Source organism: Myxococcus sp. CA005, assembly GCF_006518205.1.
GTDB classification, from domain to species: Bacteria; Myxococcota; Myxococcia; order Myxococcales; family Myxococcaceae; genus Myxococcus; species Myxococcus xanthus.
Window position 1 is genome coordinate 1 of sequence record NZ_SRLV01000057.1, and the last position, 25,494, is coordinate 25,494.

A 25,494-nucleotide genomic window follows, 5' to 3' on the forward strand; every position below is an offset into this window, starting at 1 on the left:
AGCCCTGGAGGCCGCACGTGTGGTACGCGGAGGCCGTGGCCCACGTCCTCCTCGACCTGCGCATGGTGCGCGGCCGGCTGCATGGGATTGCCCGTTACGCCCTGGAGCTGGCGCGGCGGATGCCCGTGCTCGCGCCCGACCTGCACTTCTCCGCGTTGGTGCCCCCCGAAGGGCTCGCGCCCGACCTGGGTGCGCTGACGCCGCGCATGCCGCTGCATCGTGCGCTGGCCGGGTTTCTTTCGCCCCTCGAGCAGCCGGCGCTGGCGGCGGACCTGGTGAAGCTGGCGCCGGATGCGTTCCACGCCACGTCCTTTTCACTGCCCCTCTTCTGGAACGGGCGGCTGGTGGCCACTCTCCACGACGCCAATCACCTGGCGCTGGCGGACCAGTACACGCCGGCCCAGTCCATCTACTACCGCGTGGTGGTGGGCCCTCGCGCGAAGCGGGCCACCGCGCTGGTGACGGTGTCCGAGTTCTCGCGCGACGAGCTCGCGAAGCACCTCAAGCTGTCGCCCTACCGCCTCCAGGTGATTCACAACGGGGTGGATGCCCGCTTCCAGCCGCCGACCCAGGCCGAGGCCGCCGCGTTCCGCGAACGGTACGAGCTGCCAGCGCGCTACGTGGCGGCGGTGGGCAACGCCAAACGCTTCAAGAACCTGGCGCTGCTGAAGGATTTCGCCGGGGAGTTGCCGGTGCCCGTGGTGCTGCTGGCGGGCAAGGGCGCGGTGGCGCACGAGCTGGGGCTTCACGAGAACGTGGTCGATTTGGAGGAGCTGCCCGAGGACCAGATGCCGCTGTTCTACGGCGCGGCGTCGGCGCTCCTGCTGCCCTCGCGCTACGAAGGCTTCGGGCTGCCGGCCCTGGAGGCCATGGGCGCGGGCTGCCCGGTGCTGGCGTCGGATACGACGGCCCTGCCCGAGGTCGTGGGCAACGCGGCGTTGAGGCTCTCCCCGGACGACGCGGCGGCGTGGCGTGAAGCGACGCTGCGCGTGCTTCGCGACGACGTGCTGAGCCGGGAGCTGGTGGAGCTGGGCCGGGAGCGCGTGGCGCGCTTCACCTGGGACGACTGTGCCCGGCGCACCCTGGCCGTCTACCGCCGCGTGCTGGAGGCCCCGGCGCCCGGAGGCTCGCGCGGGACGCCTCGCCGTTAGGGCGTGGGCCCGGGCGCGCCTTCCATCTCCAGGTGCCCCTGACGGGCCTCCCGGCCGCGCAGGCGTTCACTGCCCTCGCACAGCCCCAGTCCCCAGATGAGCGAGAAGGACAGGTACACGCTGGAGTGGAACGGCAGGTAGTGCACCAACGCGAGGATGTGGAAGCCCACCCAGGACAGTAGGGCGCCCGTGGCCGCGATGGAGCCCTGACGGTAGCGCCGGATGAGGGCGCGCCCCAGCAGGCCGTGCATCGCCAGCATCAGCAACAGCCCCACCAGGCCCGTCTCCGCCCACACCGTCAGCCAGAGGTTGTGCGAATCGGTGGCCAGCAGGTCGGTGATGCCCGTCTCGTCCTGCGTGGCCAGGGCGGCCGGCTTGTGGTTGCCGAAGCCCACGCCCGTCAGCGGGTATTCACGCACCAGGCTCCAGCCCACGGCCATGGCGTGCTCGCGCTCTCCGCCGTAGATGTTGCCCAGCGCCTTCTCCATTCGCGTGCGCCAGGCCGGGCTCATGGAGACGACGGCCACCAGCGCGAACAGGAGCGCCAACCCCATCTTCCGCGCGGAGCCCTGGACCAGCAGCAGCAACGCCACCACGCTCACGAGCAATGCCGCGCCCAGCGCCGCGCGCGCGAAGGCGTTGTAGATGGAGATGAGCATCCCCATCACCACCGCCCCCGCCAGGATGCGCCGCCGCGCCTGGTCCGCGCTGCCCAGCACCGACAGCGCGGGCCCGAGCGCCGCGATGGCGCCGTGCGCGAAGCGAAGCCGGTGGGAGAAGAAGCCACCCGCCGCGTAGCGCGGAGACTCCTCGGTGCCGAAGTTCTCGTGCAGTCGCCCCAGGTTGAGCTTGAGGAAGGAGGGCAGCTCCACGGACCAGCGCACCCGGTTCTGGAACACGCCCAGCAGCGCGGCCAGCAGCCACCCTCCCGCGAGGACGCCCGCCAGCAGCAGCCACGGCACGCCCACGGCGCCAATGCACGCGGCCGCGGCGCCCGCCACCGAGTCCAGCACCTGGCCGTACCGCGCGCCGCGCGGCCACGACACCGCCGCGCCCGTCAGCAGCGCCACGGCGGGCGACGCCGCCTGCCACAGGCACAGCACCCCACTGGCCCCGACATAGGCGCGCACGTCCGGCGCCAGGCGGAGCCGCCCTCGCACCAGCAGAATCGCCGCCAGCAGCACCGCCGCGCCCGTCGCCACCTGGAGGACGACCTCCGCCAGCACCAGGCCCACGGTCCACAGCACGAGCACGGCGTTGATGGCGCGGCGCCAGCGCAGGTCCAGCGGAAGCTCGGACACGGTTCCCATGAGCGCGGACACGCTATCTCACCAGCAGCGAGCGCCGCGGCAGGTGCAACCGGCCCTCGCGCTGCAACCACACGGCGCCCGCGATGAGGCCCAGCAGCACGGTGGGCGTCCACGCGGCGACGCCAGGAGACAACCGCTCCGTGAGCACCAGGGTCCGGCACACCATCATCAAGCCCCACATCGCCACCGCCGTCAGCAGGCCCTCGATGATGGCGGCCGTGAGATGCCCTCGCCGGTTGGCGCGCAGGGCCAGCCCCACCCCCAGCAGCGCCGCGGGGAACGCCGCCATCGGGTAGGCGAAGCGGTTGTGCAGGGCCAGCTCGAACTGCTTCGTCGCCAGGCCCACGTCGCGGCGCGCGACAATCTGCTCGCGCAGCTCGGACGCCCGCATCTGCTCCGGCCGCCCCGGCCGGATGCGGAACGCGGTGACGGCCACGCCCAGGTCGTACTCCGCTTCCGGGAGCTGCCGTACGGACGTCTTCCCCTCGCCGTCGAAGGTGCGCTCCACCACGTCCGTCAGGCGCCAGCGCATGCCTTCCACCGGGAACATGCCGGATGCGTCCAGGCGCCGCTGGAGGTCGAAGGACTCCGTCACCGTGAAGACGGACACGTCCTGGAAGCCCTCCTGCGCGCTGCCGCCCCGGAGGAAGAAGATGTTGTCCCCACGCCGGAACCACTGCTTCGGCGTGTAGTAGAAGCGCCAGTCGCCCCACTTGTTGAAGCGCTGGGTGGTGATTTCGTCCACGCGCCGGCCGGAGTACGTCGCCACCCGCTCGTCGAAGGCCACCAGGCCCACGCAGGCCACGAACGACGCCACGAGGATGGGCAGGTACAGCGCGGACGGGCCGAAGGTCAGCGCCCGGATGGCCGTCACCTCGCCCTGCTTGCGCAGCGCGGACACCGTGGTGCCCGCCGCCAGCAGCAGCGCCGCCGGTCCCAGTTGCTGCACCGACATCATCGCCTTGTAGAAGTAGAGCTCCGCCGCGTCCCAGACCCAGCCCGGGCCCGTGTACAGCTTCGCGCGGTCCACGAAGTCCACCACCACGAACACCAGCACCAGGCCCGCGAGGATGCCCAGGGCGAAGCGCAGGTACGTGCGCAGCACGTAGATGAAGAGCGTCCCCCTCACTTGACCGTCCCCGAGCGGCTCACCCGGTACAGGGCCACCAGCCCCACCGCGACGAACACCAGATTGGCCATCTGCCCCGCCAGGCCCGCGGGCAGTTGGCCCTTCTGCCCCATCTGCTCGAAGACGCGGCTCAGCAGGTAGTAGAGGACGTAGCCCCCCAGCGTCAGCAGGTAGCCCCACGCCCGGCCCGACTGGCGCCGGCCCATGGCCAGCGGTGTGCCCAACAGCGCGAAGGCGATGGGCGCCAGCGCGTTCCCCAACCGGCTGTGCAGCGCCATCCGGTACATGCGCGCATCCTCGCCCTGCGCTTCCGCCTCGCGCGCCGCCTCCATCAGTTCGCCGGGCGTCAGCTCCTCGCGGGAGTAGGAGAAGCGGCTGCGCTTGCCCATGGAAGCGCCCACGCCCACGCTGATTTCGGCCTGGTCGAACCGGATGATGCTGTACTCCTCCGTCTCGCGGCCCGCGGAGCGGTGCACCTCCCCCGCCTCCAGCGCGAAGCGCAGCACCTCGCCGCTGGTGGACGTGCCCACCTGCCCCCGCTGCGCCAGCACCAGCAGCGGCGAATTCGCCTCCCGGTCGTCATGCAGGAGCACGTTGGTCCACTTCCCGTCCGCGGACACCTGCTCCGCGTACAGCGTCAAGTTGCTGAGGTCCTCGTAGAAGACGCCAGACTTCACGTCGCCCACGGCGTTCTTCCGGATGACCTCGCTCACCAGCACCTTCAAGCCCGTCAGGCCCCAGGGCTGCGCCGTGGAGGTGATGACCAGCATCAGCACGCTGAGCGCCACCGCGATGCCCATCGGCGCGGCCAGCAGGCGCACCGGCCCGATGCCCAGCGCCTGGAGCGCGACCAGCTCCCGGTCCTCGCCCAGCCGCCCCAGCCCCAGGAGGATGGCCAGCAGGAAGGCGATGGGCAGCGCCATCATCAGGAAGTGCGGCGCCAGGTAGGCCAGCAACCGCGCCATGTCCACCAGCGTCACCGACGAGCCCAGCAGCACGTCGGTGCCCCGCAGGAACTGCATGACGAAGAGCAGCAGGAACATGAACGCCACCCACACGCCGAGCGGGACCAGCAGCTCCCCGAGCAGGTAGCGCGAAAGGCGGTTCACGGGGCGGCCTTCATCCCTCGCGCGCCGATGTCCCGGCGGAAGTGCATGCCCTCGAAGCGCACGGTCGCCACCGCCGCGTAGGCCCGCTCACGTGCCTGAGCCAGGTCCTCGCCCCGCGCGCACACCGTCAGCACCCGGCCTCCGGCCGTCACGACGCCGCCGTCGCGCGCCTCCGCGCCCGCCAGGAACACCGTGGCGTCGGGTGGCACCGCGTCCAGCCCTTCAATCCGCTGGCCCTTCTCCGGCGCGTCCGGATAGCCCCGCGCCGCCAGCACCACGCCCACCGAGGCACCAAGCGCGGACACCAGCGTCCGCGGCACGAGCGCGCCCCGGGCACACGCGTCCAGCAACGGCAGCAGGTCCTCCCCCAGTTGCATCATCAACACCTGCGTCTCCGGGTCACCGAAGCGCGCGTTGAACTCCAGCACCTTCGGGCCGCCGCGCGTGAGCATCAGCCCCGCATACAGCACACCCCGGAAGGGAATTCCGCGCCGGCGCAACACGGCCAGCGTCGGGGCGACCACGCGCTCGCCCACCTCGGCGAGCTGCGCGGCGGACAGGAAAGGCGCGGGGCTGTACGCGCCCATGCCGCCGGTGTTCGGCCCGGTATCGCCTTCGCCCACGCGCTTGTGGTCCTGGGATAAGGGAAGCATGGCGTAGCGCTCGCCATCACACAGCGCCATCGCGGACACCTCTTCGCCCTCCAGCAGCTCCTCCAGGACCATCGTCTGGCCCGCCACGCCCATGGCCCCCACGGCGCGCACCGCCGCGCGCGCGGCCTCGACGTCGTGGGCGACGATGACGCCCTTGCCCGCCGCCAGGCCATCCGCCTTGACGACGATGCGGCCCTGCGCCACCGCGTAGGCTTCCGCCGCCGCCATGTCGGTGAAGGTCTGGAAGGCGGCGGTGGGCACGCCGGCCTCGGCCATGATCTCCTTCGCGAAGGCCTTGGACCCTTCGATGCGCGCGCCCGCCGCCACGGGCCCGAAGCAGGGGATGCCCGCGTCGGCCAGCGCGTCAGCGACCCCCGCGACCAGCGGCGCCTCTGGCCCCACCACCACCAGGTCCACGGCCTCGCGCTTCGCGAACGCGGCGACTTCCTCCGGTGCGTCCGCGCGCAGGGCCACGTTCGTGCCCAGCTTCGCCGTGCCCGGGTTGCCCGGACCGCACAAGAGCTGGGTCAACATGGGGCTCTGCGACAGCTTCCACGCGAGCGCGTGCTCACGGCCACCGGAACCGAGCAGCAGGACCTTCACATCCACCTCACCGTTCCAACAGGTAGAGCATCCGCTTCGCGGGGAGGTATGCCGGATCCAACCCCACCACCTTCACCAGGGTGTCTCGTGCCACGTCCTTGCCCTGGGCCGACTCCAACTGCGCCAGTCGCGCCTGCGCCGATAGCAGCGTGGGCGCCAGGGCCAGCGCGTCCCGCAGCGCGCGCTTGGCCGGTTCCACCTGCCGGGCATCCGCCAACGCCAGGCCGTGCGCCAGATGCGACACCGGCATCTGCCGCCCCGCCGCCGCGGAGCGTTCGCCCAGGCGCCGGGCGTCCGCGAGAGCACCTCGCTGCAGCGCGATGAGCGAGCGGTAGGCCAGGGCCCCCGCGTTGTTCGCGTCCACCTCCAACACACTGCGCAGGTGACGCTCGGCCGCGTCGAACTGGTGCTGGTGGAAGCGCAGCAGGCCTTCGTACAACAGCGGGGACGGGTCCTCCGGTCCCTCGGACAGCGCGAGGATGGCACCCTCCACGCCCTCCACCGTCTCGCGCGGGCGCAGCCAGTAGGCAGACGTCGCGGGCCGCGGCTCCAGCCGGAGCGGGTCCGACTGCAGCGCCTGGTGCAGCGCGCGGAAGGCATCGTCCCGTCGCTTCGCGCTCGCCGCGGCGACGCCCGCCAGCAGCTGCGCGTCCAGCCGCCGCGCGTCCAGCTTCACCGCTTCCTGAAATCCCTCCAGCGCCTCCAGCGGCTTCTTCTCCAGGAGCAGCAGCCGGCCTTCGAGCACCTTCTCCAGCGCGCCGTCCTCCAACTGCCCGCGGAAGCCCGGCAGATGGGTCCGTGCCTTCTCCGCGTCGCGGCGGCCCAGGGCCACCAGGAAGAGCTGGAGGTGCGCCTCCGGCAATCCCTTCACGAGTTGCAGGGCCTCTTCCGCCGACTTCACCGCCGCGTCCTGACTGCCCGCGGTGCGCTCCGCGGCCGCCAGGTGCACCAGCACCTCGGCCACCTCGGGCTCGTCGTAGCGCGCCCGGTTCTTCATCAGCGCGCGCAAGTCCCGCACCGCGCCTGCGGCGTTGCCTTCCGCCTGGTAGCGCAGCATCGCCAGCGGCAACAGGGCGCGCAGCTCGCCGGGCTCCGCCTTCACCCGGGCCTCGTACAACTTGCGCGCCTCCGCGGGCTCCCCCACCTCCTGGTAGATGCGGGCGGTGAGCGCCAGGCTCTCCCAGTCCTTCGGGCTCGTCTCCAGCCGCTTGCGCAGCGTGTCCAGCGCGGCGGAATACTCACCGCCCGACGCATGCGCGAGCGCGCGGTAGTAGTGCAGCCGCTTGATGTCCGGCGACAGCTTCTGCGCGGAGTCGAAGTGACTGCGAGCCAGCTCGCGGGACGACGACAGCCACGTGCGGCCCAGCACCAGGTGCGCTTCGGCCTTCTGCGCGTCGGCGAGCTCCGCGCGGGCCAGCAACTCCTCCGCGAGCGGGCGCGCCTGCTCGGGCTGACCGGAGCGGGCCAGCAGGAGGTTCGCGTGCGCCAGCAGCAACGGCGCCGTGCGGCCAGACCGCGACTCCGCCGCCGACAGCAGCGCGCGGGCCTCCTGGAACGTCGCGTCGTCCATGCGCGCGCCGCGTCCCAGGGCCAGCGCCTGGACGTAGCCCGCGATGGCGGCATCGCTGGTCGGGTCCAGCACCAGCGCCTGCTGGAAGGACTCCTCCGCCTCCGCGTACGCGAAGCGCTCGTCACGGGCGAGCTGCTGCTGCCCCTGCGCGAGCCGTTCCGCGCTGGTGCCCAGAATCTCCAGGTACTTCAACTTCCAGCGAGGCAGCACGGCCTTCACCGCGTCCGGGATGGCGGCCACGGGCGGAGGACCGGCCTGGCGGCGCGACGCCTCCTGCTGCTGTTGGTACAGGAAGTAACCGCCCACACCTCCGCCCACGACGACGAGCCCCACGAGGCCCGCCACCAGTCCGCCCTTGCCCCCACGGGAGCGCCCATCCGTGACGAGCACCGGCGCGGAGCGCGAGCCGCTGCGAGGCTCCGCTCCCAACTGCGGCGAGGAGGCGCGGAGGCCACTGCGAGGCTCCGGCCCCATGTCCGGAATGATGTCGGTGCTGATGGGCACGCGTGCGCCACTACGGGGCTCGGCACCGGGCGCTGGCTCCGAGGCTTGCGCCACCGATGCGGAGCCCCCACCCAGGTCCGCCATGGGCGGCAGGAAGTCCGAGTTCCCCGCCGGAGCGGCCGGACGGCTCGTGGCGGCCGGCGCCCGAGCGGAACCAGGCTGGCGGCAGTCATCACAGATGCCGAGCGCCTGGTCGAAGGAATCCGTCAGCGGCTTCTGGCAGACGCGGCAGCCGGAGGTCGCGGGCTTCGCGGCGGCGGGCTTCGCCGGATGCGAAGGCTGGGACTCCAGGCCCTGCGGCGCGGAGGGCGGCGGTCCCAGGAAGTCGAGCAGCGGGTCCTCCGCACCGGCCGCCCCACCGCCTCCCGAAGCCGGCATCCCCACGCTCGCGAAGGGGTCCACGGGCGGCGCGGACGCGGGAGCAGGCGAGGGCATTGCCCCGAAGTCGCCGAACAGGTCCGAGCCCGAGCGGCCCTCTCCCCGGGCGGGCTTGGGAGCCGGAGCAGCGCCAGGTGCGGGCGCGGCGGGCGGCGGCGCACCGAAGTCGCCGAAGAGGTCGTCCGCGGGCGCGGCGCCGGAGACGGGCGTCAGCGTGACGGGCGCCGCGGGCTGGGATGCCGGAGCCGGCGCGCCAGCAGCGGGCACGGCCGAGGGATCGCGCCGGACCAACTGCAGGTTCCGGCAGCGAGGACACTGCGCGCGAACGCCCTTGGCGGTGATGAGCTTGTCATCAATCGCGTAGGCGGCCGCGCATTTCTGACAGACGATGCGCATGGCTCAGTGCCGGAAGTGTCGCACTCCCGTCAGCACCATGGCCATCCCATGTTCATCCGCGGCGGCAATCAACTCCGCGTCACGGACCGAACCGCCGGGTTGTACGACACAGGTGGCCCCCGCCCGGGCGGCCTCGTCCAGCCCATCCCGGAACGGGAAGAAGGCGTCCGAGGCCACCGCGCTGCCCCTGAGGGCCGCTCCGCCGCGCTGCATCGCGATGCGGACCGAATCCACCCGGTTCGTCTGCCCCCCGCCCTGCGCCAGGAGCTGGTCACCGGAGGCGAAGACGATGGCGTTGCTCTTGACGTGTTTGCACACCTTCCAGGCGAAGCGCATGGCCTGCTCCTCCTCCGGCGTGGGAGCCCGCTTGGAGACCACCTTCCACGACAGCGGCGGCTCCACCGAGTCCCGGTCCATCAGCAGCATGCCCCCGGACACGCTGCGAGCGTCCAGTTGGGCACGCGGCCGGGCCTGGGGACTGGCCAACGCGGGGCCCGCCTCCAGGAGCCGCAGGTTCTTCTTCGTCGCCAGCACCTGCAACGCCTCCGGGGAGTACGACGGCGCGATGACCGCCTCCAGGAACGTCTCCGCCATGGCCTGGGCCGTGGCCGCGTCCACCTCGCGGTTGAGCGCGACGATGCCCCCGAAGGCGGAGACCTCGTCCACCGCGCGGGCCGTGCGGTAGGCCTTCACCAAGGCGGCGTCCACCGCCACGCCGCAGGGCGTGTTGTGCTTGATGATGACGGCCGCGGGGGCCTCCGGGAACTCCAGCAGCAGGCCCAGCGCCGCGTCCAGGTCCAGGATGTTGTTGTACGACAGCTCCTTGCCCTGCAGCACCTTGGCGAAGGCGACCGTCGGCTCCTGGGGCGCGGCGTGCTCGCGGTAGAAGGCGCCGCGCTGATGCGGGTTCTCCCCGTAGCGCAGGTCCTGCGACTTCTGGAACGCCAACGACAGCTCCCCCGGGAACGGCTCGCCCGCCTGCGCGGACAGCCACGCGGAGATGGAGGCGTCGTAGGCCGCCGTGTGCGCGAAGGCCTTGCGCATCAGCCGGCGCCGCGTGTCCTCGCTCACCGCCTTCTGCTGCTCCAGCTCCGCCAGCACCGCCGGATAGTCGTCCGGGTCCACCACCACCGAGACGTGCCGGAAGTTCTTCGCGGAGGCGCGCACCATCGCGGGCCCGCCGATATCAATCTGCTCGATGACCTCCGGCTCCGCGGCGCCCGAGGCCACCGTCTGCCGGAATGGATACAGGTTCACCGCGACCAGGGAGATGGGCTCGATGCCGTGCGCCTTCATCTCCTCCCGGTCGGCCTCCAGCTCCAGCCGTCCCAGGATGCCGCCGTGGATGCGGGGGTGGAGCGTCTTCACGCGGCCACCCAGAATCTCGGGGCTCTGCGTGTGCTCGGACACCTTGTTGACGGGCACCCCCGCGCCCTTGAGCGCCTCCAGCGTGCCCCCGGTGGACAACAACCGGAAGCCCAGGCGGACGAGCCCCTGGGCGAAGGGAACCAGACCTCGCTTATCAGAAACGCTCAGGAGAGCCAGCACGTGTGGGCCTCGGTGTGCGGGAAGCGGCGGTAGTAGCAACCACCCCCTGGGGTGTCAACGCAACACGTCGGCCCTCCGTTTGCGGGTGGAAACCACCCGCGAACATCAGGGCTTGCGAGCCGAAACCGGCGGCTCGGCTTCGGTGGCTTCGCGCAGCTTCATCAGCCCGCGCGTCTCCACCTGGCGGATGCGCTCGCGGGTGAGGTTCATGATCTCTCCCACTTCCTCGAGCGTGATGCCGCCCTTCTCCGCCACGTCCAGGGCGCAGGTGTGCTCCAGCTCCCAAATTTCCTTGTCCGGGAAGTTGAGCTTGATGGACCCCGTCTCCGGATTCACGTCCAGGTAGAGGTTGTGCTTGCAGGAGACGAAGTTGCACGGCCGGGGACCGTTGATGCAGTCCGCGCGCGTACGCGGCCGCGTGTCGTCCATCTGCTTCAGCAGGTCGGCCTCTTCGGGGTCCACTTGACCCGTGAGGCGACGCCTCCGCAGGTCGCGCGCCATCTCCTTGCGCGACATGGTCTTGGAACGGCGGCGCTCCTGCGCCTGGTCCGATTCCTGGTCCCCCCCCTCCTCCTGTAGCTGCTTCACTTCCGACATGTCCCCTCCACGTGAGGCCAGTCTACCCGGTTCCCGGGTATTCTATTGCGAACGGATGGTTTCGTCTGCGCGTGCGGTCACGGCGCTACCGAGCCGGGCGACATCCCGGACCAGATCCTGCGCTCTTTGCCGCAAGGTTGCTAGCTGTGCCTCAAGCGTACGCCGATGCTCCCCCCCAAAGGCGCGGTCCCCCAGTTCCTCCTGGAACCCGTTCAGGAGGCCTGCAAGGTCCCGTTCCAACTGGTCGATATAGTTGCTGTGGAAGACATAGGACCGCTTGATGTCCTCCAGGGTGTGCCCCTCCGACATCATCTTCTTGATGACATTGATGCGGCGCACCGCCTCCACCGGGTAGAGCCCGACGCTCCCCTGGTGCTTCCCCTTCCTGCCCACCCGGCGGCTCCTGGGTAGCAAGCCCGCCTGCACGTACTTCCGGAACGTCGCCTCCGACAGGCGCACGCCCCGTGGCCGGAAGATTTTCAGGATGGCGCTCGCGGGCAGGCCGCCCGCGTTCTCGCGCTCGATCCGAGCAATCTCCTCAGGAGCCAGCAGGTCCATGGATTCCATTGAATATAATCCACTGAGTGGGGGCCACTGAGTGCCAGAACGAGCGGTTGGGTGTCAAGGCAGACCACCAGGCAGGCAAGCGGCGGCGGACGAATCGCGCGCCTTTGAACAGGCGGAGCGGCAGGTGGGACGAGGTAGGCGTGACAGCCCGAAGGCGGCCCCGCTGGAGGCGAGGCAGCAGCGTTCAGGAGTGGACGTTGGGGGTGCTCAAGCGGAAGCGAGCACGGGTACGGCGGGTGACTTCGGACCTGGGCTCAGGTCGCGGCACGGCTGCCGGTGAGGCCGCCGCGCCGGGAGGCGGCCTGGTTCAGCGCCCCCTGGGGGCGCGGAACTCGCGGCTGACGGTGCCGCCCGCGGTGACGGCGACGTCGTAGCGGCGCTCGCCGGACGGGTGCTGGAAGACGAGCTTGTGGTTGCCGACGGGCAACCGGTACGACGCCCGCCCCGTTACTTCGCCCATGCGCTTGCCGTTGATGAACACGGTGGCATAGGGCGCGGCCTGGACCTGGAGCGTTCCGCTGGCCGGCGCAGCGCGTACGCGCTCCGGCTCCTGCTGGGTGCCGGCCGCACTCGGCGCGGGGTCGGAGGCCGGGTGGGTGGCGGCAGCGGCGAGCACCTCCTCGCGCATCAGCCCATCCACCTCGGATTCGGTATCGGCGGTTTCGGCGGGCCCCGTCTCCCCGCCCTCGGCGTTCTCAGATACTGCTGAAGGCGCGGGCTGCGCGGTCGGCACGGGTTCATCAACAGCGGGTGCGGCCACCATGGGCTCTGCCGGCACCGCCGGAGGAGCTGCTTCTTCGGTCCCCCGCATCACAGCGACGCCGCCTCCGACGACGGCGAGCCCCAACGCCACGGCCAGTCCCATCGCCCACTGTCGGCGCGCCGCCGGCACGGCCACCGAGGCTACGGGGCCGGACGCACGGGCCCCCGCCTCGAGAGACTCGGCGCCGGACGCATGGGCCCCCGCAGGCACCTCGGCTCCGGAGCCCCGAGCACTCGTCCCAAGAACCCCGGATCCGAACGCATGGGCACCTGCAGGCCCCTCGGCTCCGGACGCACGGGCACTCGCCGCAGGGCCCTCGGCTCCGGACGCATGGGCACCCGCCGCAGGCACCTCGGAAGCTCCAGGCTCGGCTGCCCTCATCCCGGGATGCGCCTCAGGCTCCGTATTCGACGGGGTCCCTTCCTCGTCGTCGTCCTCATCGTCCCAGGCGCTCGCCAACTTCAGACTCCCGGAGGACCCTGACGGTGACGCGACGGCGGCGCCCCCTTCCGGACGACTCGGCGTCCGCGCGCTCCCGGACACCGCCGGGACACCTGATCCCCTGCTCGGCGTCTTCTCGGCCCGTGCATCCTCGCTGGAGGCTGCACCGCGAGCATCCTCGGCCCCACCGGAGCGCGGCCCCGACACCGCGACCATGCCCTCCGGACGGCTCTGCCGGCCCGGAGTGGAAGGCGCGCCTTCGAAAGAAGCACCGCGAGGCACCGGCGACGACGCCACCGCCGGCAGCGGCATCATCGGCGTGGCCATGGGCGGCAGTGGCGCCGCATCCAGCGCGGCCGCCTCGCCCCTGCGCGGCAACACGAAGGTCGGCGCATTGACGTCTTCGTCCGGAGACGTCGGCAACGCCAGGCCGCTGCGGCCAGCAGACATCATCACCGCGGTGGGCTCGCGCGGCACGGGCGACGCCTCTGCCCCAGGTGCCGGCTCCCCTTCCACGACGTGTGTGCGCTCCTGCACGGTGGGAATCGCCTGGGTGAGGCTGGTGGGGAACAAGCGGCGCATGAACGCGCTCAGGTCCGTGTCGTCCAAGGACCTCGCATGCGTCAGCACGCACTGGGCCAGGGCGCGCTCGAACTCCGCGGCCGTCTGGAAGCGGAGCGCGGGGTCTCTGTCCAGAGCTCGCACCACGGCGGCATCCAGGTCCGCGGGCACGTCCGGATTCAGCCGGGCCGGAGGCGGAATGGTGCTCTGCTGCACCGCGCGCAGCACCGCCACCTCGGAGTCCCCGTCGAACAGACGGCCGCCCGTGAGCATCTCCCACAGCACCACGCCCAGCGCGAAGATGTCCGTGCGTGCATCCACGGCCTCGCCCCGGGCCTGCTCGGGCGACATGTACGCGAACTTGCCCTTCAGCACGCCCGGCTGCGTCAGCTTGTTGCCCGCCTTGGCGATGCCAAAGTCCGTCAGCTTCACCGCGCCATCGAAGGACAACAGCACGTTGTGCGGCGTGACGTCCCGGTGCACCAGGTCCAGCGGCTGGCCATTCACGCGGACGCGGTGCGCGTAATGCAGGCCCCGGGCGACCTCCGCGCCGATGTGCGCCACCAGCATGGGCGGCACCGGCTCCATCAGCTCCTTGCCGCGCTTGCGCAGCTCCCACAACGAGCAGCCGCGCACGTACTCCATGGCCAGGTAGTACGTGTCCTCATGCTTGTCGAAGTCGAATATCTGCACCACGTTCGCGTGGTTCAGCCGCGAGGCCAGCCGGGCCTCGGCGATGAACATCCCCACGAACTCCGGGTCGCTGGCGAGGAAGGCGCGCACCCGCTTGATGACGACTTCCTTCTCGAAGCCCTCCGCGCCGCGCGCCGTGCACAGGTAGATTTCCGCCATACCGCCCTCGGCGAGCTTGCGGCGGACGACGTACTTGCCGATGTGAGTGCCGGCTTCGAGCGTCACGGGAGCATCCAAGGCATGTGCTATTCGAACTTCACGCTCACGACGTTGAGGTCGATGGGCTTCACCTCGATACGTCGACTGAGCGTCTTCTTGAGGTCGGGGTTGACGAAGCGGCAGTCATAGCTGCCCACGCGCAGCTCCACGGCCTCGAAGGGCGTTTCGCCCAGCCGCTTGCCACCGCACGTCACCTCCGCCCAAGGGTGTACGACGAAGCGCACCCGGGCCAGTCGCACCTCCTGCCTGGGCTCGGGCCGGGCGGGACGCTCGCGAACCACCGCCGCCACGGGAGCAGCAGCCACCGCGCGGGGCTCGGGCTCCAGCGTGAAGCGCGCCACCTGCTCCGCGTCCTCACCCACCATCACCGTGCGCGTCTGCGCCTGGTGCCGGTCGGCCTCCACCCGCACGGCGACCTGCTGGCCCACCGCCGTTTCGAACATCACCGGCCGCTCGTCGTGGCGTTGGCCATCCACCAGCACCACCGCGTCCGCGGGCTTCGTTTCGATGCGCAGCCGCACCGGCGCGGGCGCGGCCTCCACGGGAGGCGGGGGCACCACGGGCGGGGGCCGCAGCTCCGTCGGAGCCTGGACCGGCGCCTCGGCCTGCATGGGCACGGGCGCGGGCACCGCGGCCTCCGGGTCCAACGACACCGGCATGGGCTCCGGCGACCGCATCGACCAGAGCACCACGCCCACCGCCGCGACGACCAGCAACACCAGCCCCACGTACAGCCACGTCTTGCTGCCCGCGGCAGCCACGGGGCGCTTCGCCGCGCGCGACATGCCCAGCGACAGCGTGGGGGCGTCCTCCTCGAGCGGCTCCCCGTCCCGCAGCGGAATCACCACCCGCGCGGGCCGGCCCGTATCCATCATGGCGATGGTGGGCGCGTCCTCCTCCACGACGTACCCCCCTCGCACCTGCGAGCGCGCGCCAGCGCGGGCATCCACCGTGGGGGCGTCCTCGTCATCCACGGGGAGGACCGGCGCCCCCACGTCGAAGCGGCCCGTGCCGCCGAAAGGCCGCGGAGCGCCGCGAGGCTCCGTCGGCGCGGCAGCAGCGGCCCCGCCCAGCTTCACGTCCGTCCGGGTCACCGACGAGGGTGCACGCGCATCCACCGTGGGCGCGTCCTCCTCCACGCGCGGAGGCGGCGGCAGCGGAGACGCCACGTTCATGCCAGAGCGCGAGGGTCGCTCGGGCTCCACCGCCCGGCGCTGTCCCGTCAGCCGCGGCGCGGGCTTCTCCGGCTCCAGTTCGAAGCGGCCCGTGCGAGACGTCGGTCGCGGACGCAGCGCCGCCGTCGCGTCGTCCTCCGGAGACATCGGCGGCGGACGCGGCGGCAACGCGGGCCGCAGGCCCGTGCGGCGCGGCGGAGCCTCCTGCCTCGACGCCCCCGAATCCGAGTCCTCGCCCAGCACGTCGCCCGCCCGGGCCTCCTCGGCCAGCCGCTCCGCGAAGACCTCCTTCATGAAGGCGGACAGGTGCGCGGACGAGGCGGGCGCCTGGTGCACACGCAGCCACTCCTCCAGCGCGTGCTGGAGGTGCGCCGCTTCCTGGTACCGGTCCGGCAGCTCCTTCGCGAGCGCCTTGAGGACGATGGCGTCCAAATCCGCCGGCACGCGCGACGTCACGTGCGAGGGCGGCAACACCCGGCACTCCGACACCGCCGTCAGCGTCTGGATGTCGTTGGGGCGCTTGAACAGACGCGTGCTGGTGAGCAGTTCGTACAGGACGATGCCCAGCGCGAAGATGTCCGCGCGGCAGTCCACCCGCATGCCCGCCGCCTGCTCCGGGGACATGTACGAATACTTCCCCTTCAGCACGCCGGAGCGGGTCACCGTGGCCTGGTCCGCCGCCTTGGCGATGCCGAAGTCCACCACCTTCACCCCGCCCTCGAACGTCACCAGGATATTCTGGGGGGACACGTCACGGTGGACGATGCCCAGCGGCCGGCCCGTCGTCGGGTCCGTGCGCTTGTGCGCGTAGTCCAGGCCGGCGCAGGCCTCGATGAGGATGCGGCACACCAGCGGCACCGGCAGCGGCTGGCCCATCAGCTCCGACTGCCTCCACAGCCGGCGCAGGTCGTCGCCGTGGATGTACTCCATGGCGATGAAGAAGGAGTCGTCCTGGGCGCCCAGGTCGAAAATCTGCACCACGTTGGGGTGGTTCAGCCGGGCGGCGATGCGCGCCTCGTCCAGGAACATCTTGACGAAGTCGTCGTTCTCCGCGAGGTGCGGAAGGATCCGCTTGACCACCACCCGCTTGTCAGGCTCCGCGCCCTGAGGCCGCGCAAGATAGATCTGCGCCATCCCGCCCGTGGCGAGACGACTCAGGAGCTGATACCTGCCATAGGTTTCGATGGACACGGCGACCTGACCGGCCCCTGGACAACCACCCCTTTGAGTGGCCCCGAGTTCCGGGCGCGGGATGGACCCGAGCGTAAGCGCACCGGGAAGGAGGGTCAAACCCCCAACTGCTCCGGAAACGGCCTTTGTGGCTACCTCCGGGCGGCCCGCACCTCGCGAGTCTCTCGCATCAGGGCCTCCAGCTCGTCCAGGTGCCGCTTCAGCACCGGCATCAGCACCGGCGCCACGTCCACCCGGTCGAACAGGTCCAGGACCCGGTCCACCTTCCGCTCAATCTCCCCCGCCCGCGCCGGGCTGATTCGCCGCAGCAGCAGGTCCGCCCCGGCCTCCATCAGCACCCGGGCCACGGCGTCCCGGGAAGCAAGCGGCTCCTCCCTCCGCCGCCCTTCTCCCTTGATGACGCGCAGTCCTGGAGCCCGTCCAGAGGGGCGGGCCGCGCTCGTCATCGTTCCTTCAAAGTCCTGGGAGTTCACCGGGTGCCTCCTCGGCAGCTGCAGGTACGACCTCAGGGTACACACCGCGAGGTGACCTCCAATTTTCTGGTCATCCGCACAGGCGGAAGCAGACCTGTAGCACCGGGGACTGACACCACTGTGGAGGGCCGGATGTCCGGCCCTCCGGGTGCGTTACATCGCGTCGCACGAACGGCGGTAGTTGATGGAGATGCGGGTGCCCGCCGGTGGCACGACGTCGAACACCACGCTGTTGGTGGCCGCGTCGTAGGTCCAGCCGGACGTGGACGGCGTGCCATTCACCGTCACCGTCACGGTGCCGGGCTCCGGCAGGTCGCTCAGCGGGAAGCGCTCCTGCGCGGAGAAGGCCTTGTCACCCACCGCCTGCAGCAGCGGCCGGTAGTCTTCCGCGCAGACGCTCACCACCTCGCCTCCTGTGCGGGAGGTGGCCTGCGCGTAGCGGGTACCGGCGCCGCCCGCCGTCGCGCAGCCTTCAGCCGGCGGAGCGATGGCGTAGAAGGTCGCGCGCTGCGGCTGGTTCTGCCCCTTGAGCAGCTGGGCCCAGTCCACGTAGGTGTCCACCGCGTCGGGCGAGTGGTCGTCCTCGTCGCTGACGAACAGCACCACCAGCGCGGCCTCCTCGCGCAGGAAGCCCACGTTGCCGTCGTTGGGCAGCGGCGTACGCGGGTCATCCGCGCTGTTCACCAGCGGCCGGGACAACGCGCGGCGCATCGCCTCGAAGCCCTGCTCCACCTCCGCGCACCGGCCCACCTGCACGTTCTGCTGGAGCTGCTGGGCCAGGTTCGGCGTCGCGCTCGTGAGGATGCGCGGCAGCGAGTTGTCCACCGGGAAGAAGCGGCCCGCCTCGCCCCCCTCCGCGCCGCCCGGGCACGCGTTGGCCGGGTCCGTCGGCGTCACCGGATGGATGCCCGTCGTCGTCACCGCCACGTTGACGCTCACGCCCCGGTCCAGCGCGGTCTGCACGAAGGTCGGAATGGCCTCCACCAGTCGTGGATGCTCCACCGCCATGGAGGCGGTGTTGTCCACCACCAGCAGCACGTCCACCTTGCTGACATCCTGCTGGATGAAGTTGTCCGTCTTCTCCACGCGCATCGACGACTCGCCCACCAGCGGAACCATCAGCGGCGCCGGCAAGTCGCTGGAGCCCACGTACAGCGGCGACAGGTTCATGCCCGACACCAGGCCGAAGTACTCCACGCCCACCGTGAAGGCCTCGTTGGGCGGCAGCACGAAGGGAATGGAGGCCGGCACCGCCGAAAACCCGAACTCCGAATCCGTGGTTCCCGGCCCAATCCACACGTCGTTCACCGTCACCGGCGCGGCGCAGGCATTGAGGAAGTTCACCTCCATGGGCTCGGCGGGGCAGTCCGGCCGGGCGACGCCCCAATCCATGTAGCGGCGCGAGGCCACCAGGCACACCGCCTGCGTGTTGGCCACCAGCGGCACCAGCAGCACCGGGTTGGCCGGCTGCATCTGTTCAATCTGCACGGTGCCGGTGAAGTGGCCGCCCGCCACAGGCGCCCTGAAGGCCACCTGGAAGCTGAACCAGTCGCCGGGGTACATGATGACGCCGTGGAGGCCGCCGCCCGGCAGCGTGAAGACACCGCCGCCGTCATCTCGCAGGCGGAGGTTCTTCACCGGGCACAAGTCGGTGCCGCGGTTCTCCAGCTTGAGTCCCAGCACCGCGCCCTGGCCGGGCGGAATGGTGCCGAAGTCCAGGGCCTGCGGCGTGAGCGTGAGCTCGCAGGGCGCGTGCGCCTCCGGCGTGCCGCGGAAGTCCATCTGTACCATGGTCGCGGAGAAGGCGTTGGTCGTCATCACCAGCGAGCCCTCCGCTGTGCGCAACTCGGTGGGCTCGTAGAAGACCTCCAGGTTCACCTCGCCGCCGGGCGGCAGCGTCACCGGCAGCGCCAGCGGCGTGTGGTTGAACTGAGGCGCCCCACCCTGCTGCGGCAGCCAGTCCAGCGTGTTGATGGTGAGCCCGCCCTCATTGGACGCGCCGCAGTTCTTCACGTTGACGATGACGCGCACCTTCGCGCCGAGCGGCTGCGTGCCGAAGTCGTAGAACGACGGGGACACACACAGCTCCGGCGCGCCGCCGTAGCCGCGCAGTTGCACGGGCGTCGTCGGATGGCGGCGGCTCTCCACGTGATACAGCGCGGTGTCCTGCGCCGCGCCCTGGTGGTCCGGGCTGTAGCGGAACGTGAAGGTCCGCACCTCGCCCGGCTGGAGCACGAAGGGGAAGCCCGCGTTGTTCTGGGTGAAGGACGCGTCACGGCCCTCCAGCGTCAGCTGCGTCACCGTCACCGGCTCGGTGCTGATGTTGCGGATGCTCGACTCGCGCACCGCGTCCCGGTCCACGGGCACCGCGCCGAAGTCCAGGACCTCCGGTTCGGCCACCACTGCGCGCTCCAGCGCCTCGGCCGCCACCTGCACCGTCACGTCCGCGCAGCCGCGGCAGGGCGACACCGCCAGCGCCACCTGCTTGCGGCCCACCCGCACCGGGTGAAACGTCACCATGAGCTCGCGAATCTCACCGGGCGCCAGCGTCACCGGCGCCACGCTGAACTCGTCGCGGTCCGCGCCCACCAGCCGCGGCGTCACATCCACGGGTAACTCCGTGGGGTTCTCCAGCCGCAGCGGCAGCGTCTTCGTGGCGTCCGCTTCGATGCGGCCGAAGTCCAGCCGACGCGGCGACACGCGGGCCGAGGCGTCCACGCCGGTGCCCGTCAGGGGGATGCGGAGCAGGGGCTCGATGCGCGTATCCGAGCGCACCACCAACACCGCTGGCTGCGAACCTTCGGCGGGCGGCGCGAAACGCACGCGCAGCGAGCACGCGCTCCCGGGTTGCAAGCGGTGCGGCCCCTCATGGGTGAACTCGGCGCGGTAGGCCCCCTCGGGGCCCTCCACCCAGACCTCGTTCACGTCGACAGGTGCGCGGCCCACGTTGCGCAGCGAAATCTCCGCTTCGCGCGCATCGAAGATGGCCACCCGCTCAAAGTCGACGCCACCCGGCGTCGCCGTCAGCCGCCCGTCCGCCAGCGCCGAGCGCTCGCGATCCGCACAACCGACCAGCAACCCCACCACCGCGAGGGCGACCCAGCCCAAGCGCCCAGTCATGGACCACCCCTTCCCCACTACCGTCAACCTTGGCCGCCGCGCGCCCCACATGGAGGACGGCGGAAGGAACGGTGGCGAAGCTAGGCACCCACTTCAGGGTGAGCAACCGGCCATGCGTGGGGAACCCCGTGCCCAGGGGTGGGTGGGTGTCCGCTATCAAATCTTCGGAATGCGCAATGTCTTGCTGATCATCGCACTTCCGCTGGCCACATACATCAGCGCCAACGGGTGAAGGACCAACGGTCCCAGGCGCCACTCACCACCCCACAGGTCCGGACCGATGCGCCCCGCCCACGTCGCCGCGGCCATCACCATCACCAGCGCCAGGCTGGTGGGAATGGGGGTGCCCTCGAAGTACTTCACCTTCCCTGTCTCGTCCGACAGGTCCGCCGACGTGACGTTGAAGCGCGCCAGCCGGCTGATGCCGCACGCCACGAAGTAGAGGAGCGCCGCCACGTCCAGGGAGCCGCGCATCCCCACCGCGAAGGCCAGCGCCGCCGGCGCCATGCCGAAGGAGATGACGTCCGCCAGTGAGTCCAGGTCCGCGCCCAGCGGCGACTTCTTGAAGCGCCAGCGCGCGATGCGCCCGTCCATGACGTCCATCACCAACGCCACCGGCATCAGGCCGAAGGCCACCCACAGCCAGCCCACGTCCCCGGAAGCCAGGTACTGCATGGCGGAGAGGATGGCGCCCGCGCCCGCGAAGCCGTTGCCCAGCGTCACGAAGTCAGCGAGCACGAACGTGCGAATCATCGAAAAGTGACGGCGCGGGCGGCGGGCACGGGACGGCTCGGTCGGCATATGCGCGATTTCCTACCACACCCCTCCCGCTCGGCCGGAAGCTCGTTCTTGCCACACTGCGTTGTGCCCGGCGGTGTGAGAAATCATTCCAGTTTCAGAAACATTTTGACGGTGTGATCAGCCACTCCCTACGCTCGACGACTGTCATGCACCCCAAACTTCCCTCGCCCCTCCGGCGCGGTGTGCTCCGGCGTACGCGGAGCACCCGCTGGCAGTTCTCCCTTCTCGCAGGCACGAGCCTTCTGTTCAGCTCCGCCTGTGGTGACGACGACGAAGGCACGCCTCCGGCTCCGACGCCCACCTACGAAGCCACCATCCGCCGCACCGCCCACGGCGTTCCCCACATCACCGGAAAGGACATGGGCAGCGTGGCGTACGGCAATGGCTATGCCTTCGCCCAGGACCACGTCTGTATCCTCGCGGATCAGATCCTCAAGGTGCGCGGTGAGCGCGCCCGCTTCCTGGGCATGGGCCCCGGCAGCACCTACGCGGGCAGCGACTTCGCCTACCGCTCGCTGGGCCTCCATGCGCGCGCCACGGAGCGCATCAGCACGCAGCCCGCCACCCTCCAGGCCATGCTCAAGGGCTACGCGGCCGGCTTCAACCGCTACATCGAGGAGACGCCCAAGGAGCAACTCCCCGCGCCCTGCACCGGCGCCAGGTGGGTGCGGCCCATCTCCGATGTGGACCTGCTGGCCTACGCCTACAGCGTGGCGCTGACGGGCAGCAGCTACCAGGTCGCCCTCGCCCTCGCCGCGGCCACGCCGCCCGACGTGACGGCGACCACCCTGGGCACGCCGGACCGCGACCACGTCAAGGTCCAGCGGCCCGAACTGCACCAGGTGGGCAGCAACGGCTGGGCCATTGGCCGCGACCGCTCCGCCACCGGCCACGGCATGGTGGTGGCCAACCCGCACTTCCCCTGGGAAGGCGAGCTCAAGCTGTGGGAGAGCCACCTCACCGTCCCCGGTGAGCTGGACATCTACGGCGTGGGCCTGCTGGGCGTGCCCGCGATCCTCATCGGCTTCAACAACGACGTGGCCTGGACGCACACCTTCTCCTCCGGCCAGCGCATGACGCTGTACGGGCTGCGGCTGGTGCCGGGCAAGCCGACCTCGTACTACTACGACAACGAAGAGCGGGAGATGACCTGGAAGGACGTCACCATCCTGGTCCTGCTCGACAACGGCACGCTCGTCAACGTCACCCGCCGCATGTACAGCAGCCACTACGGCCCCATCATCTCCATCCCCGACACCGCGGAGTGGACCGAGCAGTCCGTGCTCACCTACCGTGACGCCAACCTGGAGAACGACACCCTGCTGGCGCAGTTCCTGGGCATGAACCAGGCCCGCAGCCTGGATGATTTCAAGGCCGTCTACGCGCGCGAGCAGGGCATCCCCTGGGTCAACACCATGGCGGCCGACCGCGCGGGCAACACCTGGTACACGGATGCCACGCCCACGCCGAACCTGTCCCAAGCGGCCCTGACCACCTGGAACATCGCCCGCCAGGGCGCGGACCTGGCCACCACCGCCATCTGGCAGCAGATGGGCCTGGTGCTGCTCGACGGCAGCAACAGCCAGAACGAGTGGCAGGACGAGCCCGGCGCCCGCAGCCCGGGCCTGGTCCCCTTCAGCAAGGTGCCCAAGCTGGACCGCACCGACTTCGTCTTCAACGCCAATGACAGCTACTGGCTGACCAACCCCGCCGCGCCGCTCAAGGGCTTCTCGCCCCTGCACGGTCTGGAGGACGTGCCCCAGACGCCGCGCACGCGCCTCAACGCCGTCATGCTCACCGAGCAGGGCGAAGGTGGCGCGTCCGGCGCGGACGGCCTCTTCACCCGCACCGAGCTGCAGGACGCCATCCTCAGCAACCGCGGCATGATCGCCGAGCTGCTCATCGACGACGTGGTGGCCCGCTGCACCGGCCACACGACGGTGCCCTACGGCACGGACACCGTGGACATCAGCCAGGCGTGCTCGCTGATTGCCCAGTGGGACCGTCGTTATGACGTGGACAGCGTGGGCGCCATCGTGTGGCGCGAGTTCGCGGGCACGTTCACCATGGGTGAGCTTCAGGCGAGCCCGGCGCTGTACGCCACGCCCTTCGACGCGGCCGACCCCATCGCCACGCCCCACACGCTGGCGCCGGCGCCCGCCCAGGGCACCGACCCCGTCCTGACGAAGCTGGCTCAGGCCGTGACCGCGCTGACGCGCGCGGGCCTGGCGCTGGACCTCCCGCTGGGCGAGGCGCAGTTCACCCCCCGCGTGAGCGGCGAGCGCATCCCCATCCACGGCGGCGGCAACTACGATGGCGCGGCGAACATCGTCGGCTTCGGCACGCTGAAGTCCACCACGCCCAACGCCGAGGTGGGCAGCGCCACGCGGACCGTCGTCAACGGACGCACGGCCCTGGCCAACGGCGGCTACGTCATCAACAACGGCAGCAGCTTCATCATGGCCATGGAGTTCACGCCCACCGGCGTGCAGGCCAGCGCCCTGCTGACCTACAGCGAGTCCAGCAACCCGGCCTCGCCGTACTACGCGGACCAGACGCGGCTGTTCTCCCAGAAGCAGTGGCGGCCCATCCTCTTCACCTCCGAGGAAATCGCCGCCGCGCCGGCTGAGCAGATCACCCTCACCGGCGACTGACGTCCCCGCCGGCCCCCGATTCGTCGGGGGCCGGACACCTCGCGGCCCGGCAGGGCAACGTCGGGCCGCGGATGTCCGCCCTCCAGTCTGATTCCGTCTGCTCCAGGGACGCGCGCCAATGGGTGCGCAGACCGTCAGGCGCCGCCGTTCGTTCCTGGCGAAGGGGCACCGGGATTTCCCGGAGGAATCACCGAGGAAGCAGCAGGGGGACATCATGGCCACATCCGTCTACAAGACCGCCATCATCGGCAGAGTGTTCTTCCTCCGCTGGGAGGCACCACCCAGTCAGGAAGAAATCCACACCGTCTTCCAGCAGATGAAGGGCGCGCACGAGCAGCTTCAGCACCCGCTCGTCCTCGTCGCCAGCCTTTCACCGAAGTCCTCCGTGCCCAATTCGGAGCAGCGGCGCAACCTGTCCACCTTCCATTCGGACGCGCGCCCGCTCTTCACGGAGATTCACGCCATCGTCGAAGGCAATGACCTGCAATACAACCTGCAGCGGGTCATCATCTCCGGCATCAACCTGGTGACGCGCACCTTCGACGAGGCCTTTCACCGCGTGCACAAGCACGCTGACCTCGTCGCTCCCTACCTGGGCAAGAGCCTGGGCGTGGACGGCGTGAAGGTCATCGAGGAGGCCCGGGCGCGCGGCGTGGTGTGAGCGCGGCCCGTCTTCCGAACAGCGACGTCAGCTCGCGGCCGGGGCACCTCCGGCCCGCGACGCCGGGTCCACCCGCCGCGCCAGGGCCGACGCGGCGGTGCCCCGGACGAAGCTGTGGTCGAAGAAGTCCACATAGAGGTACTCCGGCCACGACACCATGGACCGGGGGCCCCGCATCACCGCGCGCGTCAACTCCGTCACCATCATCCCCGCCGCGCTCGTCGCGCCCACCACGCAGGTGGGTGCGTGGCCCCGGCCCTGGAAGCACGCGTCCATGTACTCGCGGAGCATGTAGCTTCCCAGGTGGGGGATGATGGCCGGCAGGTCGATGCGTCCATCCGGCAGGATGTAGAGCGCTTCGTACAGCGGCGCATCCGGCTGGAAGACGTGCAGCGCCGCGCCGAATCCCAACATCAGCCCCGTCATCACCGGCACGCCACGCTGGCGGCAGGCGCGGTGGAGCACCTGCTTCTCATGCGCCCCCGCGATGTCGATGACCTCCACCACGTAATCCACCGGGCCCTGCACGCCGCCCCCGCCAAGCACGTCCTCCACGTTGGCCTCGGTGATGCCCTCCGGCACTTCCCGCAGCCGCAGCGCCGGGTGGATGTCCCGACACATCCGCCCCACCACCTCCACCTTGGAGCGGCCCAACGTGCTTTCGAAGCAGCCCACCTGCCGGTTCATGTTGTGGCGCTCGTAGACGTCGAAGTCCGCCAGCGTCACGCCGCCGACCCCCAACCGCGCCAGGTCCACCGCGCACTGGCCACCCGCGCCGCCCACGCCCGCAACCAACACATGCGTGCGTGACAGTTTGTCCAGCGTCTCCGCATCCACCACGCCCAGATTGCGCTGGAACCGCTGCTCGAACATGGGCCGCCTCACGTTGAAGTCTGGCTTCCATGTGCCCCCCACCCAGGAGGGTGGCGAGAGCCCCACGGGCGCGTGTGTTCAGCACCCCTCCCACGTCACCTGGTGCCGTTCGGACCCCGTCAGTCCACCCGTACTGGAGAGCTAATCGGTTCTTGCCCGTTCTGGTCGCCTGTGGTCATTTGCGCGCGCTCGTCACCCACGCCTCGCAATCCCTGCTGGGTTCCTCGTGACGCCCCGGAAGCCGCACCGGTGATGCGCGGGCTTCAGCGATGAAGCACGCGCCGAAGTACCCCACCTGGCAGGGGATGTCAGAGGTTCGATCCACAGTGGCATTCACCCATGAAGTCCCTGTCT

17 protein-coding genes are annotated in these 25,494 nt (G+C 70.6%); 3 read left to right on the forward strand and 14 right to left on the reverse strand.

The window, feature by feature from the left end; all coding sequences use genetic code 11:
* Window positions 1-17 precede the first annotated feature (17 nt).
* Window positions 18-1,151 carry a glycosyltransferase family 1 protein gene (locus FMQ63_RS23685; protein WP_141276725.1) on the forward strand — a complete coding sequence of 378 codons (1,134 nt, stop codon included), beginning with the start codon at window positions 18-20 and terminating at the stop codon, window positions 1,149-1,151.
* Here the strand turns inward: FMQ63_RS23685 and waaL are convergent.
* From waaL to FMQ63_RS23750, 13 genes are all read right to left on the reverse strand, one after another.
* The gene (gene waaL, locus FMQ63_RS23690) at window positions 1,148-2,473 is read right to left on the reverse strand and encodes an O-antigen ligase WaaL (RefSeq protein WP_011552979.1); all 1,326 of its coding nucleotides are present in this window, start codon (window positions 2,471-2,473) and stop codon (window positions 1,148-1,150) included. The two genes, FMQ63_RS23685 and waaL, sit on opposite strands and share 4 nt — an antisense overlap.
* Window position 2,474: 1 nt before the next feature.
* A complete protein-coding gene (locus tag FMQ63_RS23695; protein ID WP_011552978.1) occupies window positions 2,475-3,590 on the reverse strand; it encodes an LptF/LptG family permease in 1,116 nt (371 codons plus the stop codon).
* Complete coding sequence (locus tag FMQ63_RS23700) at window positions 3,587-4,699, reverse strand: LptF/LptG family permease (RefSeq protein ID WP_011552977.1); 1,113 nt, start codon at window positions 4,697-4,699, stop codon at window positions 3,587-3,589. Before FMQ63_RS23700 ends, FMQ63_RS23695 begins: the two co-directional genes overlap by 4 nt.
* Window positions 4,696-5,961 (reverse strand): phosphoribosylamine--glycine ligase, encoded by a 1,266-nt coding sequence (gene purD / locus FMQ63_RS23705; RefSeq protein ID WP_011552976.1) that lies wholly within the window; start codon window positions 5,959-5,961, stop codon window positions 4,696-4,698. The genes FMQ63_RS23700 and purD overlap by 4 nt, the downstream gene beginning before the upstream one ends.
* Window position 5,962: 1 nt before the next feature.
* Complete coding sequence (locus tag FMQ63_RS23710) at window positions 5,963-8,803, reverse strand: zinc-ribbon domain-containing protein (protein WP_011552975.1); 2,841 nt, start codon at window positions 8,801-8,803, stop codon at window positions 5,963-5,965.
* A gap of 3 nt (window positions 8,804-8,806) precedes the next feature.
* The gene (purH, locus tag FMQ63_RS23715; RefSeq protein ID WP_011552974.1) at window positions 8,807-10,351 is read right to left on the reverse strand and encodes a bifunctional phosphoribosylaminoimidazolecarboxamide formyltransferase/IMP cyclohydrolase; all 1,545 of its coding nucleotides are present in this window, start codon (window positions 10,349-10,351) and stop codon (window positions 8,807-8,809) included.
* Window positions 10,352-10,456: 105 nt separating this feature from the next.
* Window positions 10,457-10,948: a sigma factor-like helix-turn-helix DNA-binding protein gene (locus FMQ63_RS23720; RefSeq protein WP_002635080.1), complete on the reverse strand. Its 492-nt coding sequence runs from the start codon at window positions 10,946-10,948 to the stop codon at window positions 10,457-10,459.
* A 42-nt stretch (window positions 10,949-10,990) separates the two neighbouring features.
* A complete protein-coding gene (locus tag FMQ63_RS23725) occupies window positions 10,991-11,515 on the reverse strand; it encodes a MerR family transcriptional regulator (protein WP_011552973.1) in 525 nt (174 codons plus the stop codon).
* Window positions 11,516-11,822: 307 nt separating this feature from the next.
* Window positions 11,823-14,198 carry a serine/threonine-protein kinase gene (locus tag FMQ63_RS23730; protein ID WP_011552972.1) on the reverse strand — a complete coding sequence of 792 codons (2,376 nt, stop codon included), beginning with the start codon at window positions 14,196-14,198 and terminating at the stop codon, window positions 11,823-11,825.
* Between the two features lie 20 nt (window positions 14,199-14,218).
* On the reverse strand, window positions 14,219-16,558 hold the full coding sequence (locus FMQ63_RS23735; protein ID WP_011552971.1) for a serine/threonine protein kinase: 2,340 nt from the start codon (window positions 16,556-16,558) through the stop codon (window positions 14,219-14,221).
* Between the two features lie 131 nt (window positions 16,559-16,689).
* Window positions 16,690-17,076, reverse strand: coding sequence for a hypothetical protein (locus tag FMQ63_RS23740; protein WP_011552970.1), 387 nt, complete (start codon window positions 17,074-17,076; stop codon window positions 16,690-16,692).
* A gap of 108 nt (window positions 17,077-17,184) precedes the next feature.
* Window positions 17,185-20,151 (reverse strand): choice-of-anchor D domain-containing protein, encoded by a 2,967-nt coding sequence (locus tag FMQ63_RS23745; protein WP_026114242.1) that lies wholly within the window; start codon window positions 20,149-20,151, stop codon window positions 17,185-17,187.
* Window positions 20,152-20,307: 156 nt separating this feature from the next.
* Window positions 20,308-20,952 carry a phosphatidylcholine/phosphatidylserine synthase gene (locus FMQ63_RS23750; RefSeq protein WP_011552968.1) on the reverse strand — a complete coding sequence of 215 codons (645 nt, stop codon included), beginning with the start codon at window positions 20,950-20,952 and terminating at the stop codon, window positions 20,308-20,310.
* 146 nt (window positions 20,953-21,098) lie between these two features.
* Between FMQ63_RS23750 and FMQ63_RS23755 the strand changes: the two genes are divergently transcribed.
* Complete coding sequence (locus FMQ63_RS23755) at window positions 21,099-23,606, forward strand: penicillin acylase family protein (protein WP_020478799.1); 2,508 nt, start codon at window positions 21,099-21,101, stop codon at window positions 23,604-23,606.
* Between the two features lie 214 nt (window positions 23,607-23,820).
* Window positions 23,821-24,267 carry a hypothetical protein gene (locus FMQ63_RS23760; RefSeq protein ID WP_011552966.1) on the forward strand — a complete coding sequence of 149 codons (447 nt, stop codon included), beginning with the start codon at window positions 23,821-23,823 and terminating at the stop codon, window positions 24,265-24,267.
* 27 nt (window positions 24,268-24,294) lie between these two features.
* Here FMQ63_RS23760 and FMQ63_RS23765 read toward each other — a convergent pair whose 3' ends face one another.
* Window positions 24,295-25,140: a ThiF family adenylyltransferase gene (locus FMQ63_RS23765; RefSeq protein WP_216609200.1), complete on the reverse strand. Its 846-nt coding sequence runs from the start codon at window positions 25,138-25,140 to the stop codon at window positions 24,295-24,297.
* Window positions 25,141-25,494 lie beyond the last annotated feature (354 nt).